The sequence below is a fragment of the Xenorhabdus sp. NBAII XenSa04 genome, from assembly GCF_963866145.1.
GTDB classification, from domain to species: domain Bacteria; phylum Pseudomonadota; class Gammaproteobacteria; order Enterobacterales; family Enterobacteriaceae; genus Xenorhabdus; species Xenorhabdus indica.
The window spans coordinates 20,882-45,199 of the sequence record NZ_CAWMEB010000079.1 but is presented as its reverse complement, the minus strand read 5'-3'; the positions used below and the strand labels follow the sequence as shown (position 1 = coordinate 45,199).

The 24,318-nt window shown below is 41.3% G+C and carries 21 protein-coding genes; 12 read left to right on the top strand and 9 right to left on the bottom strand.

The features are described 5' to 3' along the window. The first annotated feature begins 5 nt into the window (after positions 1-5). The 3 genes from AAC147_RS04055 (at position 6) to nhaR (ending at position 3,549) form a co-directional block, all read left to right on the top strand. The gene (locus AAC147_RS04055; RefSeq protein WP_197056351.1) at positions 6-794 is read left to right on the top strand and encodes a hypothetical protein; all 789 of its coding nucleotides are present in this window, start codon (positions 6-8) and stop codon (positions 792-794) included. A gap of 440 nt (positions 795-1,234) precedes the next feature. Continuing rightward, positions 1,235-2,428, top strand: a complete 1,194-nt coding sequence (gene nhaA / locus AAC147_RS04050; RefSeq protein WP_047679097.1) for a Na+/H+ antiporter NhaA — start codon at positions 1,235-1,237, stop codon at positions 2,426-2,428. Between the two features lie 200 nt (positions 2,429-2,628). Next, complete coding sequence (nhaR, locus tag AAC147_RS04045; RefSeq protein ID WP_047679096.1) at positions 2,629-3,549, top strand: transcriptional activator NhaR; 921 nt, start codon at positions 2,629-2,631, stop codon at positions 3,547-3,549. A gap of 116 nt (positions 3,550-3,665) precedes the next feature. On the opposite strand, the gene rpsT is transcribed toward nhaR, so the two are convergent. Beyond that, a complete protein-coding gene (rpsT, locus tag AAC147_RS04040; RefSeq protein WP_038269713.1) occupies positions 3,666-3,926 on the bottom strand; it encodes a 30S ribosomal protein S20 in 261 nt (86 codons plus the stop codon). 348 nt (positions 3,927-4,274) lie between these two features. On the opposite strand from rpsT, the gene ribF reads away from it, so the two are divergent. From ribF to ispH, 5 genes are all read left to right on the top strand, one after another. Then, a complete protein-coding gene (gene ribF / locus AAC147_RS04035; RefSeq protein WP_047679095.1) occupies positions 4,275-5,219 on the top strand; it encodes a bifunctional riboflavin kinase/FAD synthetase in 945 nt (314 codons plus the stop codon). Between the two features lie 47 nt (positions 5,220-5,266). After that, positions 5,267-8,089 carry an isoleucine--tRNA ligase gene (ileS, locus tag AAC147_RS04030; protein WP_047679094.1) on the top strand — a complete coding sequence of 941 codons (2,823 nt, stop codon included), beginning with the start codon at positions 5,267-5,269 and terminating at the stop codon, positions 8,087-8,089. Further along, positions 8,089-8,628: a signal peptidase II gene (gene lspA, locus AAC147_RS04025; protein WP_047679093.1), complete on the top strand. Its 540-nt coding sequence runs from the start codon at positions 8,089-8,091 to the stop codon at positions 8,626-8,628. Before ileS ends, lspA begins: the two co-directional genes overlap by 1 nt. Positions 8,629-8,738: 110 nt before the next feature. After that, positions 8,739-9,209 carry an FKBP-type peptidyl-prolyl cis-trans isomerase gene (gene fkpB, locus AAC147_RS04020; protein WP_047679092.1) on the top strand — a complete coding sequence of 157 codons (471 nt, stop codon included), beginning with the start codon at positions 8,739-8,741 and terminating at the stop codon, positions 9,207-9,209. Then, positions 9,190-10,143: a 4-hydroxy-3-methylbut-2-enyl diphosphate reductase gene (gene ispH, locus AAC147_RS04015; protein ID WP_047679091.1), complete on the top strand. Its 954-nt coding sequence runs from the start codon at positions 9,190-9,192 to the stop codon at positions 10,141-10,143. Before fkpB ends, ispH begins: the two co-directional genes overlap by 20 nt. A gap of 133 nt (positions 10,144-10,276) precedes the next feature. Here the strand turns inward: ispH and AAC147_RS04010 are convergent, their stop codons facing one another. From AAC147_RS04010 to AAC147_RS03995, 4 genes are all read right to left on the bottom strand, one after another. Next, positions 10,277-10,864 (bottom strand): GNAT family N-acetyltransferase, encoded by a 588-nt coding sequence (locus tag AAC147_RS04010; RefSeq protein ID WP_187649731.1) that lies wholly within the window; start codon positions 10,862-10,864, stop codon positions 10,277-10,279. Positions 10,865-11,090: 226 nt separating this feature from the next. Continuing rightward, entirely contained in the window at positions 11,091-11,693 is a 603-nt protein-coding gene (locus AAC147_RS04005) for a hypothetical protein (RefSeq protein ID WP_047679089.1), read from the bottom strand. A gap of 240 nt (positions 11,694-11,933) precedes the next feature. Further along, positions 11,934-12,572: a LysE family translocator gene (locus tag AAC147_RS04000; protein WP_047679088.1), complete on the bottom strand. Its 639-nt coding sequence runs from the start codon at positions 12,570-12,572 to the stop codon at positions 11,934-11,936. A gap of 67 nt (positions 12,573-12,639) precedes the next feature. After that, entirely contained in the window at positions 12,640-13,296 is a 657-nt protein-coding gene (locus AAC147_RS03995) for a serine-tRNA(Ala) deacylase AlaX (protein ID WP_047679087.1), read from the bottom strand. A gap of 92 nt (positions 13,297-13,388) precedes the next feature. On the opposite strand from AAC147_RS03995, the gene AAC147_RS03990 reads away from it, so the two are divergent. After that, the gene (locus AAC147_RS03990; RefSeq protein ID WP_052189382.1) at positions 13,389-14,375 is read left to right on the top strand and encodes a LysR family transcriptional regulator; all 987 of its coding nucleotides are present in this window, start codon (positions 13,389-13,391) and stop codon (positions 14,373-14,375) included. A 181-nt stretch (positions 14,376-14,556) separates the two neighbouring features. Here the strand turns inward: AAC147_RS03990 and AAC147_RS03985 are convergent, their stop codons facing one another. The 4 genes from AAC147_RS03985 to AAC147_RS03970 form a co-directional block, all read right to left on the bottom strand. Continuing rightward, the gene (locus tag AAC147_RS03985; RefSeq protein ID WP_197056350.1) at positions 14,557-15,714 is read right to left on the bottom strand and encodes a fatty acid desaturase; all 1,158 of its coding nucleotides are present in this window, start codon (positions 15,712-15,714) and stop codon (positions 14,557-14,559) included. Between the two features lie 179 nt (positions 15,715-15,893). Further along, the gene (locus AAC147_RS03980) at positions 15,894-16,205 is read right to left on the bottom strand and encodes an AzlD domain-containing protein (RefSeq protein WP_047679086.1); all 312 of its coding nucleotides are present in this window, start codon (positions 16,203-16,205) and stop codon (positions 15,894-15,896) included. Continuing rightward, complete coding sequence (locus AAC147_RS03975; RefSeq protein WP_197056349.1) at positions 16,202-16,912, bottom strand: AzlC family ABC transporter permease; 711 nt, start codon at positions 16,910-16,912, stop codon at positions 16,202-16,204. The genes AAC147_RS03980 and AAC147_RS03975 overlap by 4 nt, the downstream gene beginning before the upstream one ends. Positions 16,913-17,067: 155 nt before the next feature. Continuing rightward, positions 17,068-17,910: an AraC family transcriptional regulator gene (locus tag AAC147_RS03970; protein WP_047679084.1), complete on the bottom strand. Its 843-nt coding sequence runs from the start codon at positions 17,908-17,910 to the stop codon at positions 17,068-17,070. Between the two features lie 616 nt (positions 17,911-18,526). On the opposite strand from AAC147_RS03970, the gene dapB reads away from it, so the two are divergent. The 3 genes from dapB to carB all read left to right on the top strand — a co-directional run bounded on the left by dapB (position 18,527) and on the right by carB (position 24,187). Next, the gene (dapB, locus tag AAC147_RS03965; protein ID WP_047679083.1) at positions 18,527-19,348 is read left to right on the top strand and encodes a 4-hydroxy-tetrahydrodipicolinate reductase; all 822 of its coding nucleotides are present in this window, start codon (positions 18,527-18,529) and stop codon (positions 19,346-19,348) included. 437 nt (positions 19,349-19,785) lie between these two features. Beyond that, positions 19,786-20,946: a glutamine-hydrolyzing carbamoyl-phosphate synthase small subunit gene (carA, locus tag AAC147_RS03960; RefSeq protein ID WP_047679082.1), complete on the top strand. Its 1,161-nt coding sequence runs from the start codon at positions 19,786-19,788 to the stop codon at positions 20,944-20,946. Positions 20,947-20,962: 16 nt separating this feature from the next. Next, the gene (gene carB, locus AAC147_RS03955) at positions 20,963-24,187 is read left to right on the top strand and encodes a carbamoyl-phosphate synthase large subunit (RefSeq protein WP_047679081.1); all 3,225 of its coding nucleotides are present in this window, start codon (positions 20,963-20,965) and stop codon (positions 24,185-24,187) included. Positions 24,188-24,318: the final 131 nt, after the last annotated feature.

Sequence of the window (24,318 nt, the reverse complement as noted above, 5' to 3'; positions counted from 1 at the left end):
AGTCAGTGAACGTACCAGGGCTCTATTTCATTGGTGCACCTATGCAAGTCAATGATCCTGATGCTGCTTCCGGATTTGTACATGGTTTTCGAGGAAATATTCAGGCACTTGGTCATATCATTGCTGAAAAATACCACGGCATGGCTATCAAACCGATATTTAAATGCAAGATATCACTGACTCATCCCTCAGATGGATTGACTGCGCTCACTGAATTTCTGGTCGAATTTGTCAGTACGACGATGTCCCTATTTGAGCTTTTCGGCTACTTAGGCGTACCATTACTTTTGAAACGAATGACGATAAAGACAGCGTATATGCACGTGTATGGCCACCATTTCCACGAGAATATAACTACGAACGTTGGCAAGATAAAAAAAAATCGTATTGAAGTGGTATTTGAGTATGGATTCCATCGGTATGGTAATGGCGATCTTCCGACACATTATTTTACGTTACCAGCCAATCATTTCGATCCTTCGCAAAGTGCCTATATTCATCCCGTATTTCATGTTTTCCGCGAAGGGGTAGAAATGGATGCTTTCCATATGCAAGAAAGTCTGATTAGCCGTTGGGATATTGATGACTATGTGGATGAAGAAACTAACGTCGACCAATACAAAAATGTGGCTTTTAACGCCTGTTCCTGCGTTCTGGGCCTTGAAGAACGAAGAAGCATATTACCGGTACTTGATGAATTTGTAGAGAAATGTTATCCGCTGATGAGTGAAGAGGAGGTTACCGAAGCATTCCGTATGCAACCAACTCTGGCATTGCTTGCTAAGAGGTCATGATTGCATTATACCGGATATGTTTAACAAGAAGCTGTAGAAGCCTTACGTTAATAGACTTGTATCTAGGCAGACTAAAATATTGTAAAAAAATCAATATAGTTACTCTCTTTTTTGATCTTTTGATGCAGTCTGCCAAAATGAAACCATTAAAGACACTTCTATAAACTCTTCAAGTCAATCAGCACTGATTTCAATCTATTCATTTTAAAAAAAATTACTTTCAAATTGAAACTATTCGTGTATTTCGATAAATATAACACAAATAATCGATTTTTTCCGAAGTCATGATTAGCATAGTATTCATAACTACATTTACTTATGGCTACATTATTTATAACCATATTATTTATAACAACAACATTTACTACTATAGCTTTTATAAACATCGTGTTTACAAACATAGTATCTACAACCTAATTCATCTTATAGGTTACTAATCTATGACTGCAATTATTCGCCAATTTTTGAAATTAGAGGCAGCAGGCGGGATCATCCTCATTATTGCTGCCATTATTGCACTGGTAATGGCGAATACGCCATTTCAGAGTATTTATCATCAATTTCTTAACCTACCGGTTGCAGTTCAATTTGCTGCTCTGGAAATCAATAAACCATTCCTGCTATGGATAAATGATGGATTAATGGCCATCTTTTTCCTGATTGTTGGTCTGGAAGTTAAGCGGGAATTGATGGAAGGCGCTTTAGCTAGCCGTAATAAAGCCATTTTTCCAGCCATTGCCGCCGTCGGTGGTATGCTTGCCCCTGCTTTGGTTTATTTACTCTTTAATGGCAATAATGAAATCACTCGTCAGGGTTGGGCTATTCCTGCTGCCACCGATATTGCATTTGCACTTGGCGTTATGGCTCTGCTAGGAAAACGTATTCCTACAGCATTAAAAGTGTTTTTGCTCGCTTTGGCGATTATTGATGACTTGGGCGTCATCATCATTATTGCCTTATTCTATACTAAAAGTGTTTCTATAGTTGCACTGGGATTAGCCGCAGCTATGATAGGGCTTCTGGCCTGGATGAACTGTCGGGGAATCGCTAAAACATCAGCTTATCTGGTTGTCGGCGTAATTTTGTGGGTATGCATCCTCAAATCCGGCGTCCATGCCACACTGGCAGGCGTTATTGTCGGGTTCTTGATCCCCCTGCGTTGTAAAAAAGGCCATTCTCCTTCCGAAGCACTTGAGCATAGCTTACATCCGTGGGTGGCTTATTTAATTCTGCCACTCTTTGCTTTTGCCAATGCCGGAGTGTCATTGCAAGGCGTTACGCTGAACGATCTGACAGGGCTGTTACCTATGGGGATAGCACTTGGCCTGTTTATTGGCAAGCCACTGGGCATTTTCTTGTTTAGCTGGCTCTCAGTAAAAGTGGGGGTTGCCAAATTACCGACAGGAGTTAGTTTGACACAAATTTTTGCCGTATCTGTACTTTGTGGAATTGGTTTTACTATGTCTATCTTTATTTCCGGCCTGGCATTTGAAGGCCTGAGTGATACATTCAGTACCTATTCGCGTCTGGGGATATTAATTGGTTCAACTACGGCAGCCATCATTGGTTATGGGTTACTGAATGTGCTCTTACCAAAGAAAATGGGTCAAAGAAAAAAACATAGCCAAATGTAGTCGAATGAACTAATTTAGGCGCACAATCAGAAATAATTCCAAATTAATTCATCCTTTTAATATTCACGGCATAACATCTCATCTGCTGTGCCGTGAATATTCATATTAGAGAAAGACAGGAGAGCACCATAATCTGGCGGCCTGAAATATAAGGTCATGGCTGTTATGCAGATGTAAGGTGATACACAAAGGATAAATATATGCGGGTTTCACATTTAAACTTTAACCACCTTTATTATTTTTGGCACGTGTGTAAAGAGGGTTCTGTTGTTGGGGCTGCTGAAGCGCTATACCTGACACCACAGACTATTACTGGCCAGATTAAGGCTCTGGAAGAACGCCTTGGTGGAAAACTGTTTAAGCGTCAGGGAAGAGGATTAGTTCCGTCAGAACTGGGACAACTTATTTTTCGCTATGCTGATAAAATGTTTATGCTCAGTCAGGAAATGCTGGATATTGTCACTTACAGCAGAGAGTCAAACCTGTTGTTTGACGTGGGTGTTGCGGATGCCTTGTCTAAACGTTTAGTCAGCAAAGTATTAGAAACCGCAGTTGTGGAACAGGAAAAAATCCACCTGCGTTGTTTTGAATCAACCCATGAAATGCTGCTTGAGCAACTCAGCCAGCATAAACTGGATATGATCCTGTCAGATTGCCCGGTCGACTCCACCCAGCAGGAAGGTTTGTTTTCCGTCAAGTTGGGAGAATGCAGCATTAGTTTTTACTGCCGTACGCCAATTCCCGAAAAACCATTCCCTGAATGCCTGGAAGAACGCCGTTTATTGATCCCCGGTCGCCGTTCAATGTTAGGCAGGAAACTGCTAACATGGATACGTAATAAAAATCTGCAAGTTGAAGTATTAGGCGAATTCGACGATGCCGCACTGATGAAAGCATTTGGCATGTACCATAATGCTATTTTTATTGCTCCTTCGTTCTATGCCAATGATACTTTTGCTGACAGTGATATTATTGAAATAGGCAGACTGGATTCAGTGCAGGAAGAGTATTACGTCATCTTTGCGGAAAGAATGATTCAGCATCCGGCAGTTCAACGTGTGTGTAATAAAGACTTTTCCGGCCTATTCAACGTCCCGTTAAAAAACAGACCGGAAAAATAACGTTGAATCTGCATCAACAGATATACCCTATGAATTTCAAGATGCAATTTTAAAAACGATGGATATACAAAAAAACCGGCAAAAGCCGGTTTTTTCAGCATAATTAAAGCAAAGAGTTACATTGCTTTAATTTGCGCCGCCAGAGCAGATTTATGACGTGCTGCTTTATTTTTGTGGATCAAACCTTTGCAGGCGTGACGATCAACAATTGGTTGCATGTCATTGAATGCTTTCTGTGCAGCTTCTTTATCGCCAGTAGCGATAGCCGCGTATACTTTCTTGATAAAAGTACGCACCATAGAACGACGGCTTGCGTTATGCTGACGGCGTTTCTCAGACTGTACGGCGCGTTTCTTAGCTGATTTGATATTAGCCAAGGTCCAACTCCCAAATATATTCTATTGAGGACAATTCAAAGGCCGAGGAATATGCCTGTTCAACCTTCTTTTGTCAATGGATTTGTGCAAATAAGCGTCGTTGTACGGCGACGCTGGTTACGTTGTGATGGGGCAGGATTTTATCAGCTTACTGGGAGGGAATACAGTCTTTCACAATAAAAAACTCAATGAATCACCGATAAATGCGATAAATTAAATATTTTTCGGGCATCCAACCTGTTTTTATTGTATGAATCAGGTTATTAATTAAAACCCTTTGTGATCGTGGGTTAACCTTGTGCGTTGTACAAGGTATAATCCGGCAATTTTCACGGTATTGAGCCAGCTATGGAGCTAATTCGCGGTATACACAATATCCGGGCGCGTCACCATGGTTGCGTGCTGACGATTGGTAATTTTGATGGTGTCCATCGTGGGCATCAGGCTTTATTGAAACATTTGAAGCAAGAAGGGCTGCGGCTCGGATTACCGACAATGGTTATGATTTTCGAACCACAACCACTGGAAGTCTTTCTCGCAGATAAAGCGCCTGCTCGCCTGACACGGCTACGAGATAAAATAAAATATTTATCTCAGTATGGCGTTGATTATTTGTTGTGTGTGAAATTTGACAGACACTTTGCAGCCAATTCACCGGAAGCCTTTGTTTCTCGGTTGCTCGTTGAAAAACTGGGTGTTAAGTTTCTGGCTGTAGGTGATGATTTCCGTTTCGGTAAAAACCGCTTCGGTGATTTTCACTATTTACAACAAGCAGGTAAACAATACGGTTTTGATGTTGCCAGTACAGACAGCTTTTGTGACAGTGGATTGCGGATCAGCAGTACCGTTATTCGTCAATCGTTGCAAGATGATGATCTAACATTGGCCGAAACATTATTAGGATATCCTTACAGCATAAGTGGCAGAGTTGTTCATGGTAACCGCCTGGGGCGCACGATTGGCTTTCCTACAGCGAACTTACCTTTAAAACGTCTGGTTGCCCCTGTAAAAGGCGTTTATGCTGTTGAAGTTTATGGATTAGGCAATAATCCTTTACTGGGTGTTGCCAACATTGGAAATCGCCCCACTGTTGCGGGTCAGGGCCAGCAACTTGAAGTGCATTTGATTGATACCCAAATGGATCTGTATGGGCGTCATATCAATGTGGTATTACGCAAAAAATTGCGTGATGAGCAGCGGTTTGCTTCGCTTGATGCGCTTAAACAGCAAATCGCAAATGATGTGGTTGCTGCGAGGGAATACTTTTTGCAGCGATCCGAGTCATATATCTGATACCCATATATAAGGGTATAGCGGAAAATTGGAACTGAGAATCGAGAATGAGTGACTATAAAGACACCCTGAATTTACCGGAAACAGGGTTCCCTATGCGCGGGGATTTAGCCAAGCGCGAACCAGATATGTTGAAACGTTGGTATAAAGAAGGTTTGTATCAGGCTATCAGAAAAGCAAAATCAGGTAAAAAGACCTTCATTTTGCACGATGGCCCTCCATATGCAAATGGCGATATTCATATTGGTCACTCAGTCAATAAAATTCTCAAAGACATTGTTGTTAAATCCAAAGGATTATCAGGCTACGATTCGCCTTATATTCCTGGTTGGGACTGCCACGGTTTGCCAATTGAGCTCAAGGTTGAGCAAATTATCGGTAAGCCGGGTGAAAAATTTTCCGCCGCTGAGTTCCGTGCTGAGTGTCGCAAATATGCAATGAGCCAAGTCGAAACACAAAAGGCGGGTTTCAAACGTCTGGGTGTTCTGGGTGACTGGGATAAACCTTACCTGACGATGGACTTCAAAACAGAAGCAGACATCATTCGTGCACTGGGTCGTATTATCGACAACGATCATTTGTTGAAAGGTGTTAAACCTGTTCACTGGTGTACTGATTGTGGCTCTTCTCTTGCCGAAGCGGAAGTTGAGTATTACGACAAAACCTCCCCTTCTATTGACGTCTGTTTCACCGCCGTTGATGCAGATGCAGTGTATGCCAAATTTGCCAAATCGGGGATGGAGTTACAGAATCTGCCGGTTTCTCTGGTGATCTGGACAACCACACCGTGGACATTACCAGCAAACCGAGCGATCTCATTAGGCTCAGAAATCACTTACCAATTGGTCAAAGTTAACAATGAATGCCTGATTCTGGCTGCGGAATTGGTTGAATCTGTTATGCAGCGCGCAGGCATCACTGTATGGGAAGTCATCGGTGACTGCAAAGGCGCAGATCTGGAACTGATGCGTTTCAACCATCCATTCATGGGCTTTGACACTCCTGCTATTCTGGGCGATCACGTGACTCTTGATGCGGGTACTGGTGCAGTACATACTGCGGGCGGTCATGGCCCGGACGACTACTCTATCAGCCTGAAATATGGCCTTGAAATCGCAAACCCGGTTGGGCCAAATGGCTGCTACATCTCTGGCACTTATCCTTCTCTGGATGGCCTGTTTGTTTTCAAAGCGAACGATGTCATCGTTGAGTTACTGAAAGAAAAAGGCGCGTTACTGAGTCTGTCAAAAATTCAGCACAGCTATCCTTGCTGCTGGCGTCACAAAAAGCCAATCATCTTCCGTGCAACACCACAATGGTTTATCAGCATGGATCAGAACGGCCTGCGTGAACAATCACTGAAAGAGATCAAAGGGGTTGAGTGGATCCCAGGTTGGGGACAAGCGCGCATTGAATCCATGGTAGAAAACCGTCCGGACTGGTGTATCTCCCGTCAGCGCACATGGGGCGTACCGATGTCTCTGTTCTTGCATAAAGAGACACAAGAACTGCACCCTCGCACGCCAGAACTCATTGAAGAAGTTGCCAAACGTGTTGAAATAGATGGCATTCAGGCATGGTGGGATCTTGACGCATCAGAACTTCTGGGTAATGAAGCAACAGATTACATCAAAACACAGGATACACTGGATGTCTGGTTTGATTCAGGAAGCACCCACGCCTCTGTTGTCGATGTTCGCCCAGAATTCAATGGTCATTCTGCAAACATTTATCTGGAAGGCTCTGACCAGCACCGTGGCTGGTTTATGTCCTCACTCATGCTGTCAACCGCGATCAAAGGTAAAGCACCTTACCGTCAGGTTCTGACTCACGGTTTCACCGTTGATGAACAAGGACGTAAAATGTCCAAATCCATCGGTAACACCGTTAGCCCGCAAGATGTGATGAATAAACTGGGGGCAGATATCCTGCGCTTATGGGTAGCGTCAACAGATTACTCCGGCGAAATTGCAGTTTCTGATGAAATCCTGAAACGCTCAGCGGATGCTTACCGCCGCATCCGTAATACAGCTCGGTTCCTGCTGGCAAACCTGAACGGTTTCGATCCTGACCAGCACATGGTAAAAGCGGAAGACATGGTAACACTGGATCGCTGGGCGGTAGGTCGTGCGCAGGCAGCACAGGCTGATATCCTCAAACACTACGATGAATACGACTTCCACTCCGTTGTTCAACGCTTGATGCAGTTCTGCTCCGTAGAGATGGGATCATTCTATCTGGACATCATCAAAGATCGTCAATACACCGCAAAACGCGACAGTGTTGCCCGCCGTAGCTGCCAGAGCGCTTTATTCCATATTGCAGAAGCACTGGTTCGCTGGATAGCACCAATCCTTTCCTTCACTGCGGATGAAGTGTGGAATGAATTGCCTGGCAAACGCGCACAGTTCGTCTTGACCGAAGAGTGGTATGATGGTCTATTCGGTCTGGCAGGCAGTGAAAATATGAACGATACTTTCTGGGCTGAATTACTGCAAGTTCGCAGTGAAGTGAACAAAGTACTGGAACAGGCTCGTGCCGATAAATACATCCGCAGTTCACTGGAAGCGGCTGTCACACTTTATGCTGATGATGTACTGGCAGAAAAACTCAACAAACTGTCTGATGAGTTGCGTTTTGTATTACTGACTTCACAAACCGAAGTTGCCGCCTATTCATCTGCGTGTGATGATGCACAACAGAGCGAACTTAAAGGGCTGAAAATTGCCTTCCGTAAAGCAGACGGTGAAAAATGCCCACGTTGCTGGCACTACGCTAAAGACCTGGGATTGGTAGCGGAACATGCAGAACTCTGTGGCCGCTGTGTGACTAACGTTGCCGGTAACGGTGAAGAGCGTAAATTTGCCTGATGAAGAAACCCATTTGTTCCACTGGCCTCCGCTGGCTTTGGTTAGTTGTTGTGGTATTGATTTTGGATCTGGGCAGTAAACAGTTAGTATTACAAAACTTCAGACTGTACGAATCCATACCATTAATACCGTACTTCAATCTGACTTATGCCCAAAATCTTGGGGCTGCGTTTAGTTTTCTGGCTGACAAAGGTGGCTGGCAGCGTTGGTTTTTTGCCTTGATTGCGGTTGTCATCTCTATCACGCTGCTGGTAATGATGTATCGTTCCAGTGCTAAACAGAAACTGAACAACATTGCTTATGCTTTAGTGATTGGTGGAGCACTGGGAAATCTGTTTGATCGACTGGTACATGGTTTTGTTGTCGATTTCATCGATTTTTATATCGGAGCATGGCACTGGCCTACCTTTAATATTGCAGACACTGCCATTTGCATCGGGGCAGCACTCATTATCATTGAGAGCTTTATCAGTTCGGATGATAAGAAAACTGTACCAAAACAAACAGAATCTAAACAACAATCATCAAGAAAACAATAAGAAACCAGCCCCGGTTAATATAACCGGGGCTGATAGCTTTACCCACTTGCAATTATTTATTATTAAATCATTTTTTACTAAATCGTTTTTTACTAAAAGGTTTGAGCAACATGTCAATGCAGGTGCAAATGCACAGTGCAGTTTTGTTACACTTCACATTAAAACTGGATGATGGTTCAACAGCAGACTCGACTTATAGTCAGGGTAAACCCGCATTATTCCGTTTAGGTGATGGCAGCCTTTCCGAGCCACTCGAACAACAGCTGATTGGTTTGAAAGCTGGCGATAAACACCAATTCATACTGGCAGGAGAAACTGTTTTCGGCAAATATAATCCTGATCTGGTGCAATACTTCACACCACGCGATTTTGCCAATTCGGATATTCCTGAAGTGGGCACTATCATGCTATTTACTGCTATGAATGGTAGCGAAATGCCGGGGTTTATCAAAGAAGTTGCAGAAGGTTCTATCACTGTTGATTTTAACCATCCACTGGCTGACCAAAACGTCACTTTTGAGATTGAAGTGTTGGAAATAGACCCTCAGTTGGAGGAAAACCATGCAAATATTGCTGGCTAACCCTCGTGGTTTTTGTGCTGGTGTTGATCGTGCCATCAGCATTGTAGAACGCGCATTAGAATTATATGGCGCACCGATTTATGTTCGCCATGAAGTAGTACATAACCGCTATGTGGTTGATGATCTCAGGAATCGGGGAGCTATCTTCATTGAAGAAATTTCAGAAGTTCCTGATGGTGCAATTCTGATTTTCTCCGCACATGGCGTTTCTCAAACTATCCGTAACGAAGCTCGTTCCCGCAATTTAACCATGCTGTTTGATGCTACCTGCCCGCTGGTAACAAAAGTCCATATGGAAGTCGCCCGTGCAAGCCGTAAAGGTAAAGAAGCTATTTTAATCGGACATGCCGGTCATCCAGAAGTTGAAGGCACGATGGGGCAGTACAATAACCCTGAAGGCGGTATGTATCTGGTGGAATCACCGGAAGATGTATGGAAATTGCAGGTTAAAGACGAAAATAATCTCTGCTTTATGACACAAACCACACTTTCTGTGGATGATACCTCAGAAGTGATTGATGCACTTAATGCCCGGTTCCCGAATATTATCGGCCCACGTAAGGATGATATCTGTTATGCCACCACCAATCGTCAGGAAGCGGTTCGCGATTTGGCAACAGATGCCGATATTGTCTTAGTCGTTGGCTCCAAAAACTCATCAAACTCAAACCGTCTGGCTGAACTGGCACAACGTATGGGCAAACCGGCTTATTTGATTGATTCTGCCGATGATATCAAAGAGGAATGGGTTGATGGTGTGAATTCTATTGGCTTGACAGCAGGAGCATCCGCACCAGATATTTTAGTGCAACAAGTCATTAAGCGTTTGAAAATGCTTGGCGCAGAAACGGTTAATGAACTGCATGGCCGCGAAGAAAGCATTGTGTTTGAAGTACCGAAAGAACTACGAGTTGAAGTGAAAGAAGTTCATTAACTTCGGATTGACTTAAGAACCGCTATTTCAGAATTGCTTCAACTTAAATTCGGCTTTTCTGTTGGAAGATGCAATTAATTTATTCGGCATCTTTCTAACGAAAAGCCGAATATGAATGTCTTGCCAAAAAAATTTAACAACATTCATAACGGCTTGTTATCTCATTCCATTTCCATTTATCATTTCTTGCCGCGGGATGTAATTCCATGTCCCTATTTACGTTCACAAACCCCATATTGATATATGCTTGCCTCGCCTCATCATATGGAGAAAGCTTTAACTTTCCTTCCATCCCTAATTGTTGTGATTTATTTACTGCATACTCAATGAGTAAAACACCACAACCTCGAATGCCGCAATGAGTAGCCAAAAAAGAAACTTCAGGTAACTCATTTTCATGATTATCTTTCACTAATAATTGTAAAGCACCAACAGGAATACCTCTGAAATAAGCAATAACAAAAAACTTTTTTGAACCGTCAGTTTTATCTCTCATAGATTGAAGCTTTGCATTAGTCGAGAGGCAACTAAGTATACTAACTGCCTGATTATATCTCATTTTCCACCTTTGCTGTTCCTCATTAAGTTTAAGAAAATCAAAATAGAACCAATCCTCAGCCATAGTTTCTGTTAGCATCTTTTCCGTTGCGTTGAATGCTTCTTCTGGGGTAACCTCCTTGATTGTGATAAATGTTCTCATATTAACCAATGTTGTGTACATATCCGAACAGGACCTGGACCGGGTTAAAGGGCCAAATCCTACAGAATGGTTGTTAATATTAAAAGATTTTGATCTGAACATTACATTAATTCCCCTCTTTACTATTTTGAACGATATAAATAATTCACCTGACTTCTCTCTAATAAAAATCCAAATATAATATATACACGTCTTCTTTCAAGTTACATCTTGAAATCTATAGGATATTAGCTGTCCTACCTGATATTCAGCAGAAACTATAACGACCCGTTGCCTCATCCCATTTCCATTTATCACTTCTGTCAGCAGGATATAATTCCAGATGCTCGTCGGCCCTAGTAAATCCCATCGCCATATATGCCGATCTCGCTCTTTCATATGGAGAAAGTTGTAACTTCCCCCCCATACCTAATTGTTGTGATTTATTTACTGCATACTCAATGAGTAAAACACCACAACCTCGAATACCACAATGAGTTGCCAAAAAAACGACTTTCGGTAATTCCTCAGTAATTAATAATTGTAAAATTCCGATAGGAATACCTCTGAAATAAGCAACAGAAAACAACATTCTTTCATCAGTTCCTTTTAATTTAAGGCGCTTACCAATATTATCATAGAGAAAATCAAATATTTTCAATGCCTGGCTATATCTCGAATTCCATTTTATTTTCTCTTCATCAAGCTTAGAAGAATTAAAGCATAACCACTCATTATTCATAGTTTCTTTCTTTATTTTTTCCATTGCGCTAAATGCTTCTGGTAAACTAGCCTCCTTAATAACTATAGAACATCTGATATCAATTGATTTTGGCCATATTTCTGAAAAAGATCTTGATCTGGATATCATATTGACCTCCTTATGATATAAACATTTTTTACTATTATATTGCTATCATTAACTAGCTAAAAACCTTTATTTTTTCCATAATTAATATTATCAATAAATTTATTTATTTAAAGAAGTTGGGATAATTAAAATAATTTTATAGTTTTCATATTAGTTGATATAAAAACTCATCTCCATCAAAAATAAAAACACCTTTGAATTAAGTCATAATACACCGTTACTGTATTGAGTCAATTTCTGTTACACAGAAATAAATAAAAGACGAACAGAAAAACCAATCAAAACCACGCCTACTGCGCGTTCGAACCAATGCCCAAGCCGGATAAACTGTAAGCGAACCGTAGCACTGGAAAAAAGACAGCTCACCAGAATAAACCACGCTGCATTTACTATACACATCCATACACCATAAAAAATCTGGACAGATAACGGCGTAGTTGCGCTCACAACAGTTGTGAAGACAGCCAGAAAAAATAAAGTTGCTTTGGGATTGGTAGCATTTGTCATAAAACCAGTAAAAAAAGCTCGTCGCAAGTTTCTTTGTTGCGGAAGTGCCTTATTCGGGAGGATAAAATCCATTTTTTCCGGCTTACTTCTAATAAATTGAATCCCCAAGTAGCAAATATATATACCACCAATCATTTTTGCTATTGTCATCAGCCAAGGTGTTGAATGTATTAATGCTCCAATACCAATCAATGTATAAATAACATGGACTGATATTCCCGCACCAATACCAATAGCGGTACAAATTCCCACCCAACGACCAAAACGTATGCTCTGTCGTAGTGTTACGGCAAAATCTGGTCCCGGTGCAACAACTGCCAAAAAATGAATAAGTGCCAGTCCCCAAAACTCATGCAAGTAATCAGAAAGCATATTTACCCCGAAAAGCGTTTATATTTATAGTGGTATCACTGGGTTGAATCTATTATGACGCAATACATTACGTTGGCATAACTATGTCATATTGCACCGATAACTTGCCTTTCTTTTCCTTAATAGCTTTTATCTGAATTTTGTGAATATGTTTTAATGATGTCACATGTGTTCCGCCACAAGGGTAAGGGGGAAGTTCACCAAAACTGACTTGCCGAAATCCATCATCACGCAGAGTAATCTGGCAAGACAAATTTTCAGCGATAAGTCGATCACAACTTTCCTGGAGTGCTTCAACAAAAACAGCTTGAGCATGCATTCCCGGTTTAAAAATAACCCGGCTTTCTCCGGGCCAATGATGTGCACTGACAGGATACCAACCCAAGCCTTCAACAATATGACCAATAAGATGACCTGCTGAATGTAGCTGTGAGTGTAATTGACGATGATTTTCGTCAACGCGCGCAAAAGCTATTCCTGTATTGATAGGATGTTTTGTGTAATGAATGATGTCATCATTTTCAAATGCGACGTGAACAACTTCCACATCATTCAGCCAGCCAACATCACTAGGTTGCCCTCCTCCCTGAGGATGAAATGGTGTTACGTTTAATCGGATTGCATAGCGTCCATCATTACAGGAGGAGACACCGCGAAAAGAACAATCTAACACTTCAACTACCCTGCTCAGGATAGAACTGGATAAATAAAAACGTTCAGTCATATTCGATATTCTTCATATAAACAAATTTCCCTGATTGTATTAAATAAATACAATTGCGATAATCCATCCTCAACTCAAATAACTTTTGACCTATGAGCATAAATAGCACGATAAATTTAATGCGGGAAATGGCTATTTTCGCCAAAGTGGTTGAAACCGGTAGTTTCTCTGAAACTGCACGTCAGCTTGCCGCAACACCTTCTGCTATTAGTCGTTCTGTCACCAGACTGGAAAAAGCGCTCGGCACCCGCCTGCTGCAAAGAACAACACGCAAACTTCGTTTAAGTGAAAGCGGACAAACCGTTTATGAACATTGCCTGGACATGATGAATTCTGCTCAGGCAATCATGTCGGTATCAGGAAACTTTAACCGAGAACCACAGGGAATAGTCCGGGTCAGTGTCCCTAAAGCGGTTGGCCGTTTTGTTATTCATCCTCATATACCTGCTTTTCTTGCCTGCTATCCTAAAGTTGATGTAAATTTGCGACTTGATGATCGTTATGTAGATTTGATAGATGAAGAGGTTGATCTTGCAATACGGATCACAGATCAACCTCCTCCGGGCCTCATGGGAAAACGGCTATTAAATATTTGGCATATGTTATGTGCAACACCCGAATACCTGGCAGAACATGGCACACCACAACATCCGCACGATCTGAAAAATCACAGTTGCATCTATCTTGGGGAAGAACCAGGAGATTCACGTTGGAAATTCAATCAGGGAAATAAAATTATTACCGTCAATGTTTATGGTCGTTACGCTGCTAATCATACAGGAGTTCGGCTTGATGCCGTATTAAGACATATCGGAATTGGCAACTTACCTTATTTTACCGCTAAACATGCTTTACAACAGGGACGGCTGGTTCAAATTCTGCCTGATTGGAACTTTAAAGCCAACCACACTGGCGAATTATGGATACTTTATCCACCAACACGGCATTTACCTCCAAAACTTAGTGTATTTATAGGGTTCCTGGCCGAACGCCTCCGTCAGGAAAACATCGCAGATAATAAAAGGGTAGATAAGATTCACGATACCACTCATTACGAATTACCTGAAATGGGAGGATAATTATGTTCATGTAAAAGAGGTGAATTAGTTATTCTAACTCACCTCTTCCCTGTAATATTCAAAGGGGTTTATAATAATGAATAAGTTAATTGCCATTGATAACAAAACAATAATTCCATGTTAAAATCTGAATTATCATTCCCTATAAAAAGATCGTGTCATATTGTTTTCATTAATGTTTTTAATTAAGTCTATATTTTAGATTATTAACATCAATAGGATCGGAATTACTAAGCATAGTTAGCACGTGATCCAAGCAATTATAAAACCCCCAAAACTCGGTATAATCATACTTACCTTCTTTAGCCAATTTTTCTGCATTAATTTCTCTCAATCTTGTATAGTCATACCACTCTTTAATATTACTTACCCGATGATGCCAATCATGACAAATCAGTGATCCCTGCACTATCAGCATTCGAACAGGCAAATGGTAGAATAAGTGTTTAAAGGCCCATATAATCCATTGTAGAGAATATTTCAAAGAAAAACTTTCAGGACAAGGTGAGCCACAAAAGCGCCCTAAAGAGTTTTTGATATGGCTATGAAGAATAGTCTCATTTTCACGACGTAACAACCACACATGCTCAGTCATTAACTGTAATAACGATGCTATCTGGTACACAATTACATAAGGGATAATGATGAATAATACAAAATTCATCATTCCCATCCACCAAAATAGATAGCCCAAAAACAGAAAATAAACAATAGTCATGATGAATCGATAAACAGGAACACCTATTAAATTTGACTTAATGCGGCCATAGAGATATGAAAAATGAAAATAAGGACTAAATAGGGTCAAAAACAGGTTAATATAGAGCTGTTTTTTTGTTTTTCCAGGTTCAAATCCTAATTTGTATACTGCTGCTAAATCTTTATCTTCTATTGTTGAAAAATCCTTTCCATGATGCTCATATATATGAAACTGACGGTATGAATCGTAAGGTTGAGTAATGAATATGGTGGATAAAATTTCACATATCACTCTATTGCGTGATTTTGTTGAGAGTAAATTTCCATGCACCCCTTGATGAATAATAGTAGCAACAATATACCTGGCTCCAGAAGTGGAAAATAATACACCGACTAAATAGAGAATAAACTTGATAATTGATGACATATTACTATTTAGTGACAAGTAGATAAGTAGCGTACCAACCACAATCCAACTAATCGACCAACATATCATTTCAATTGAGCTGGATTTCCATAATGCTTTCCTGCCGGGAATATCCTTTCCTGTTAGCCAACTCCACACACCTTGAAAAGGTAATATCTTATATGTATTCCGAATAGCGGTAGATTCCTTATAAAGTTCAATTCCTGTTTTCATAATTCCTCCTATTGATGAACAAAGTAATTTTAATATAATTATTTTTATTACAAAGAGTGAAATATCAAAACATAAATTGTAACTATTACAATCTATAAATAAACTCGCAGTGAACGTGCAAAGTTATCTATATATATAAATTTGTTAACATTTTATAAAAAAAGAATCCCGCTTTGCGGCTATAAAATAGCCGATAACACATAAAAAGCAGCCAGACTGATAACAACACACACTACGATATTTCTGATAAAAAAAGCAAAAACGGTAGTTAATAATGCCCCCCATAAATAAGGATTATTAGAAATCTCTCTTAACTCCCCATGTTCCATTAAAATAATTGGCCCACATATCGCAATCAATAAACAAGGGGCAGAATATTTTAATGATTCATTTATTATTTTAGGAAGCTTTACCGGAACTTTAGGTTCCAGGAAAACATATCTATTAAATAATACAATACCAGCTAAAATAAAAAGCAAGGCCCAACTCATATTGACTCCTTATTTAACCTGGCTATAAAAACAGAAAAGAACATACCACTGACACCAGCAATGATAATAGCACCTTCAACATGAAGGTAAGATAATATCATTGATAAAAACAATGAAAAAATCACGCCTAAAAACACACTGAGTTTTTTAATCATCGGTACAACAATAGTAATGAAGGTAGCGACAATAGAGAAATCCAGATGATACTTATCTAAATCTGGAATAGAAGAAGCCATTAATATTCCCAGAAGACTGAATATATTCCAGCATACATAAAAACATAATCCAGCACCAATCAAATAGCCCGGAGTTAAAATCTGTTTATCTCTCTGAGCACAACTTAAAGCAAATAATTCATCTGTTAGTAAGAAACCGATTGGCAGCCGATAACGAGCTTTTAATAAAGAAACATATTCGCGTAAAGTTAAGCCATAGAGAAAATGCTGAGCTGTGATAAAAAACACTGAAATAATAATAGTAAAGATACTAGCACCTGATGCTAATAAACCAAGTGTCACTAATTGTGCAGCACCAGCGAATAAGATTGCAGACATCCCTATACTTTGTCCCAGAGTTAACCCTGATTGAACGGCAACAGAGCCAGCAAGTATTCCCCAGGGAATAACCGAAAGGCAAAGCGGTAACATATTATATATTCCAGACCAAAACCCTTGCCAGGAGGATATTTTTGGTTGCAATTCAGTCATTGTTTTTTCCATAAACAGATCTACGTCAACAAAATAAAAGAACCATTGACAGGTAGCTTACGTGCGGGTAATACAGGAGTATTGAATAAAATTGTGGTGAAATAATTTCTTGCTAATCTGATTGGAAGCCTTCCCAATAAGGCAATAGAGCGTTTTTAAGCTGTTTGTAGAGAACGAACAAACATTCCGGGAGTGATCCCTAAGGCATTTTTAAAATGGCGGTTAAAATGGCTTTGGTCGGCAAAACCACAGAGAATAGCAACATTTAGTATAGAATGTCCATCCAATAACAATTTTCTAGCCATACGTAAGCGGGCAAAAATTAAATAAACATGAGGCGTTACTCCGATAATTTCCTTAAATTGCCGCAAAAAATGCCATGGACTTAGCTGTACCATTTCTGCTAACCGATTGAGAGAAACATCAGTTTCTGCATGTGCATCAATATATTCTTTAGCCAATAAGATCTGCTTTTCAGCAGAAGGAAGTTTCTGTGCAGTAATGCGTGTTTTACCGTAATTCATCATCAACCAAGAAAGTGAAGAAAACAGCATAGTTTCTTTGAATAAAGTATTACCTTTTTGCGACAATAAATTAAACATCAGACGTAATTGTTCAGATAACCCAGGATCATGAACCACCGCAGAAGGGAACCACGGTATACTGCCATCTGCATATTTTAAGTCGCGTGAAAGTGAACGTAATAAATCAGGTGAAGGGTAAATAGCTTGATATGACCAACCTGTTGCAACAGCAGCAGATCCGGTATGAATTTCATCTGAATTGACTAAAATAATATCACCTTTAGGCGCAATATGTTCCGCACCGGTACGATAGAAGCGCTGAGCCCCCTCTTCTATTACTCCTATACAAAAGGTCTCGTGCACATGCCGAGAAAATACTTGCTTACGGTAACTGGCTTTGAGCATCTCCAAACCATTAAATTCTTCCAGACGAAAGAACTGAATTTTCTCTTTTACATTTTCTTGTTGCCACATAAAATAGTTACCCAAGTTTCTGATGAAAATTGATCTTTTTATAGTATTAAACTCTTTTATTTTTAAGTTATATATCCCATAGATTTCAGAGTGTAACTTGAAAAACAACGGGTATATCACCCATTTTTCTATTCGCTTGTTTAATTAACTATGCACTTTTTCCAGTCTGAAGAAAATTAAACCTCACCTATAGAGTATAAAGAATATGAGCATTTTCAAGTATCACTGACTATTCATTGTTCTTATGCCAACAAATCTTTTTTGTAAAAAACACATCAGGGAGGATTTAGCGAGCCTTTTTCTTTTTTGTATAAAATTGCTATAGCAATGTTACTAAGGTAACCAGAATATTTATTTTTTCGTCAAAAATAATTTGAATGTATATATTTAATAATTGTTATAATAAATATTGTATTAATTTACTTTCTACATGTTATTTTTATATACCCTATCATGTTATATCCACAGTTTAGATTTTGTTATAACTGCCTTTCTGATCGCTGTTTTCCTAATGATCTCCCTTTGAGTCTGGTGCAACCAGCCATTGACAGTTAAGCTGTAGGCAATTTGCTTTATCACCTCAATTAAAACCAATATCAACTATAGTGAGGGCCTTATGGCTGATACAGATATTCGCATTGCTATCGTAGGGGCCAGTGGCCGCATGGGACGCAATCTTATTCAGGCCATTCAGCAGTTGGATGGCGTTACACTTGGTGCAGCATTAGAACGCCCAGACTCTTCATTGGTGGGAGCAGATGCTGGTGAATTGGCCAGTATTGGTCATAACGGTATTACGATCCGTAATGATCTCCATTCTGTCATTGAAGATTTTGATGTCCTGATTGATTTCACCCGCCCAGAAGGAACGCTGACATATCTGCCAATATGCCGGCAATACCGTAAAGCCATGGTGATTGGTACAACTGGGTTTGATGATACAGGTAAGCAAGCAATCAAAGATGCAGCAAACGAAATTCCTATTGTTTTTGCAGCAAATTTCAGTGTCGGTGTCAATCTTGTCCTTAAGCTATTGGAAAAAGCAGCAACAGTGATGGGAGAGTATACGGATATTGAAATCATTGAAGCTCACCATCGCCATAAAGTAGACGCACCATCAGGAACAGCACTGGCAATGGGAGAATCTATTGCACATACGCTCGGTCGCGACCTGAAAACTTGTGCTGTATATGCGCGGGAAGGCCACACAGGTGAGCGGAACCCCAAAAGTATTGGTTTTGCTACGGTAAGAGCTGGCGATATTGTTGGAGAACATACCGCTATTTTTGCCGATATTGGTGAACGAGTAGAAATCAGCCATAAGGCTTCAAGCCGTATGACTTTTGCAAATGGCGCTGTTAAAGCATCTATCTGGATAACCAATAAAAACAGGGGTCTTTATGACATGAAAGACGTTCTTAATCTCGATAAATTATAATTATTTAATAAAATAACTAATTGTAATTACGCAATTATTTATCATTAATTGCGTAATTTTTTATAAAATGAATCATAAATATAAGTATTACGTCATTTATATCTATTTTCTACATTATTCTCACTTTTTTACTACCTTTTATCCTATAGATACGAAAAATCACACTGTTTTTTCTGTTTTAAAATTTAATTTCACATTAATCGTGAATATACTCGCACTTTTCTTATATTTTTCAGGTAAATTTCTATGATACAACAGTGAGTGTCGCAAAAAAAACAATAAAAAGGGCGTTTTTTGTAGACAAGCCCCCCTCTCATCATTAGAATGCGCGCAATTTGCCAAAATTTTGACAAACATCATAATTGGCATTGATTTAAAGGATTAATTCTGAATTAATATGCATTGAGTGCGATTTGTTATTCATTCTGGAGGGCGTTTTGATTAAGTCAGCTATATTGGTTCTGGAAGATGGAACCCAATTTCACGGTCGCGCCATAGGTGCAGAAGGTGTGGCTGTTGGAGAAGTGGTCTTCAATACCTCAATGACCGGATATCAAGAAATACTTACCGACCCTTCCTATTCCCGCCAAATTGTTACTCTCACCTATCCTCATATTGGTAATGTCGGCATCAATGCCGCTGATGAAGAATCTCCCACCATTCAAGCCCAAGGCTTAGTCATCCGTGATTTACCTCTGATAACCAGCAACTACCGCAGTGAAGACAATCTGTCTAACTACTTAAAGCGTCATAACATTGTTGCCATTGCTGATATTGATACTCGTAAACTGACCCGTCTGTTACGGGAAAAAGGTGCACAGAACGGTTGTATCATTGCAGGTGATGAGGTAGATGCTCAAGTTGCTCTTGAAAAAGCGAAAGCATTTCCCGGCTTGAAAGGTATGGATTTAGCGCAAGAAGTGACTACCACACAAGCTTATCAGTGGTTACAGGGAAGCTGGACACTGGCAGATGGATTACCAGAAGCTTGTAAAGAGCAAGAACTGTCATACCATATTGTTGCTTATGATTTTGGGGTTAAGCGTAATATTCTGCGTATGTTGGTAGATCGCGGCTGCCACGTTACTGTCGTGCCAGCAAAAACCTCCGCAGACGAGGTACTGGAAATGGCACCGGATGGTATTTTCCTGTCTAACGGCCCTGGCGATCCAGAGCCTTGTGATTATGCTATCGAAGCAATCAAAACTTTCCTGAACACCGAGATCCCTGTATTTGGTATCTGCCTGGGCCACCAGTTACTGGCATTAGCAAGCGGTGCAAAAACTGTAAAAATGAAGTTTGGTCACCACGGCGGCAACCACCCTGTTAAAGATTTGGATCGTAATGTCGTCATGATCACCGCACAGAACCACGGATTCGCCGTTGATGAAAACTCATTACCGGCAAATCTGCGTGTGACTCATAAATCACTCTTTGATGGTACTCTGCAAGGTATCCACCGTACTGACAAACCTGCATTCAGTTTTCAGGGACACCCTGAAGCCAGCCCTGGTCCACATGAAGCCGCGTCTCTGTTCGATCACTTTATTGAATTGATTGAACAGTATCGTCAGCAAGATATTCAGAACACCAAATAATCAGGAGAAAAGGAAAATGGCAAAACGTACTGATATTAAAAGTATCCTGATCTTGGGTGCAGGTCCGATTGTGATTGGTCAAGCATGTGAATTTGACTACTCAGGAGCACAGGCTTGTAAGGCTCTGAGGGAAGAAGGCTATCGGGTCATACTGGTGAACTCTAACCCTGCCACTATCATGACCGATCCAGGAATGGCAGATGCCACTTACATTGAGCCAATTCATTGGGAAGTCGTACGCAAGATTATTGAAAAAGAGCGCCCGGACGCAATTTTGCCAACCATGGGGGGGCAAACAGCACTGAACTGCGCACTGGAACTAGAACGTCAGGGCGTACTACAAGAATTCGGTGTAACTATGATTGGTGCCACCGCAGATGCAATTGATAAAGCAGAAGATCGTCAGCGTTTTGACAAGGCGATGAAAAAAATCGGCTTGGATACTGCACGTTCTGGAATTGCTCATTCGATGGAAGAAGCACTGGCTGTAGCCGAAGACGTTGGCTTCCCTTGTATTATCCGTCCTTCTTTCACTATGGGCGGAACAGGGGGAGGTATCGCTTATAACCGCGAAGAATTTGAAGAGATCTGTGAACGTGGTTTAGATCTCTCCCCAACCAATGAATTGCTGATCGATGAATCTCTGATTGGTTGGAAAGAGTATGAAATGGAAGTAGTACGTGACAAGAACGATAACTGCATCATCGTCTGCTCCATTGAAAATTTCGACCCAATGGGGATCCATACTGGTGACTCCATTACTGTGGCTCCCGCTCAGACATTGACTGATAAAGAGTACCAAATCATGCGTAATGCCTCCATGGCCGTACTGCGTGAAATTGGTGTAGAAACCGGTGGTTCAAACGTACAGTTTGCTGTTAACCCTAAAAATGGTCGCCTGATTGTCATCGAGATGAACCCGCGTGTATCCCGTTCATCCGCTCTGGCCTCCAAAGCGACAGGCTTCCCTATCGCGAAAATTGCAGCAAAACTGGCGGTTGGTTATACCCTTGATGAACTGATGAACGATATCACGGGTGGGCGTACTCCAGCCTCTTTCGAACCATCAATTGACTATGTAGTGACTAAGATCCCTCGCTTTAACTTCGAAAAATTTGTCGGCAGCAATGATCGCCTGACAACTCAGATGAAATCTGTCGGTGAAGTCATGGCAATTGGCCGCACTTTCCAGGAATCCCTGCAAAAAGCTTTGCGTGGCCTGGAAGTTGGAGCAACCGGTTTCGATCCGAAAGTCAATCTGGATGACCCGCAATCACTGACCAAAATCCGCAGCGAACTAAAAGATGCAGGCGCTGAGCGCATCTGGTATGTCGCAGATGCTTTTCGTGCCGGTATGTCCGTTGATGGTCTCTTTAACCTGACCAACATTGACCGCTGGTTCCTGGTACAGATCGAAGAACTGGTACGTCTGGAAGAACAAGTAGCAGAGCAAGGCATCAACGGTCTGACTTCCGACTTCCTGCGTCAGCTCAAGCGTAAAGGTTTTGCAGATGCACGCTTGGCAAAACTGGTCGGCGTATCCGGTAAAGAGATCCGCAAACTGCGCCATGATTACAACCTGTATCCGGTTTACAAACGAGTAGATACCTGTGCCGCAGAGTTTGCAACTGACACTGCCTACATGTATTCCACTTATGAAGATGAATGCGAAGCTAATCCAAATAGCGACAAGCCGAAAATTATGGTATTGGGTGGTGGCCCGAACCGTATCGGCCAGGGCATTGAATTCGATTATTGCTGTGTACACGCTGCACTGGCGTTACGTGAAGATGGTTATGAAACCATCATGGTTAACTGTAACCCAGAAACGGTTTCAACAGATTACGACACTTCTGACCGCCTTTACTTTGAGCCGGTAACACTGGAAGACGTACTGGAAATCGTACGCGTTGAGCAACCAAAAGGTGTGATCGTACAGTATGGTGGTCAAACGCCACTGAAACTGGCCCGCGAACTGGAAGCAGCAGGCGTACCAATTATCGGCACCAGCCCGGATGCCATTGACCGTGCAGAAGACCGTGAGCGTTTCCAACAGGCGGTAAATCGTCTTGGTCTGAAACAACCAGCCAATGCCACTGTCACCACTATTGAACAGGCGGTAGAGAAAGGCAACAACATTGGCTACCCGCTGGTGGTTCGTCCTTCTTATGTATTAGGTGGTCGTGCAATGGAAATCGTGTACGATGAATCAGACCTGCGCCGTTACTTCCAAACCGCTGTGAGTGTTTCCAACGATGCTCCGGTTCTGCTGGATCGATTCCTTGATGATGCTGTTGAAGTCGATGTTGATGCTATCTGTGACGGAGAACGAGTCCTGATAGGTGGCATTATGGAACATATCGAACAGGCGGGTGTTCACTCTGGTGACTCAGCCTGCTCCTTGCCTGCATATACCTTAAGCAAGGAGATTCAGAATGTTATGCGTCAACAGGTTGAAAAACTGGCTTTTGAATTACGTGTCCGTGGTTTGATGAATGTCCAGTTTGCTGTGAAAAACAACGAAGTGTACCTGATCGAAGTGAACCCACGTGCAGCACGCACGGTTCCATTTGTTTCCAAAGCAACAGGTCTGCCACTGGCGAAAGTCGCAGCACGTGTGATGGCCGGGCAATCCTTGCAGTCACAGGGTGTCACGAAAGAAATCATTCCTCCTTACTATTCTGTGAAAGAAGTGGTATTGCCATTCAACAAATTCCCAGGAGTTGACCCGATTCTGGGGCCAGAAATGCGCTCTACAGGTGAAGTGATGGGTGTTGGTCGCACTTTTGCGGAAGCCTTCTCCAAAGCGATGCTCGGCAGTAACTCCACTATGCGTAAAAAAGGCCGGGCATTACTGTCAGTACGTGAAGAGGATAAAGGGCGTATTGTTGATTTAGCAGCCAAACTGCTCAAACATGGCTTTGAGCTGGACGCGACTCACGGTACAGCCGTTGTATTGGGTGAAGCTGGGATCAACCCACGTCTGGTAAACAAAGTTCATGAAGGCCGTCCACATATTCAAGACAGAATTAAAAACGGTGAGTATGACTATATCGTCAATACCACTGCTGGCCGCCAGGCAATTGAAGATTCAAAACTGCTTCGTCGCAGCGCACTACAATATAAAGTGCACTATGACACCACCCTGAATGGCGGTTTTGCAACCACGATGGCTCTCAGTGCTGATCCGACTGAGCAGGTAATTTCTGTCCAGGAAATGCACGCAAAAATCACCGGATAATATGCCCTATGGATTTCAAGATGCAGGCAACAAAGAGGCAACTTGGAAAACAAAGGATATAAGCGAATAAAATACAGCTCCCCTAAAGCGTTAGTTATCCAACAAATAAGGGAGCTGCTTTTTTAGCTGCT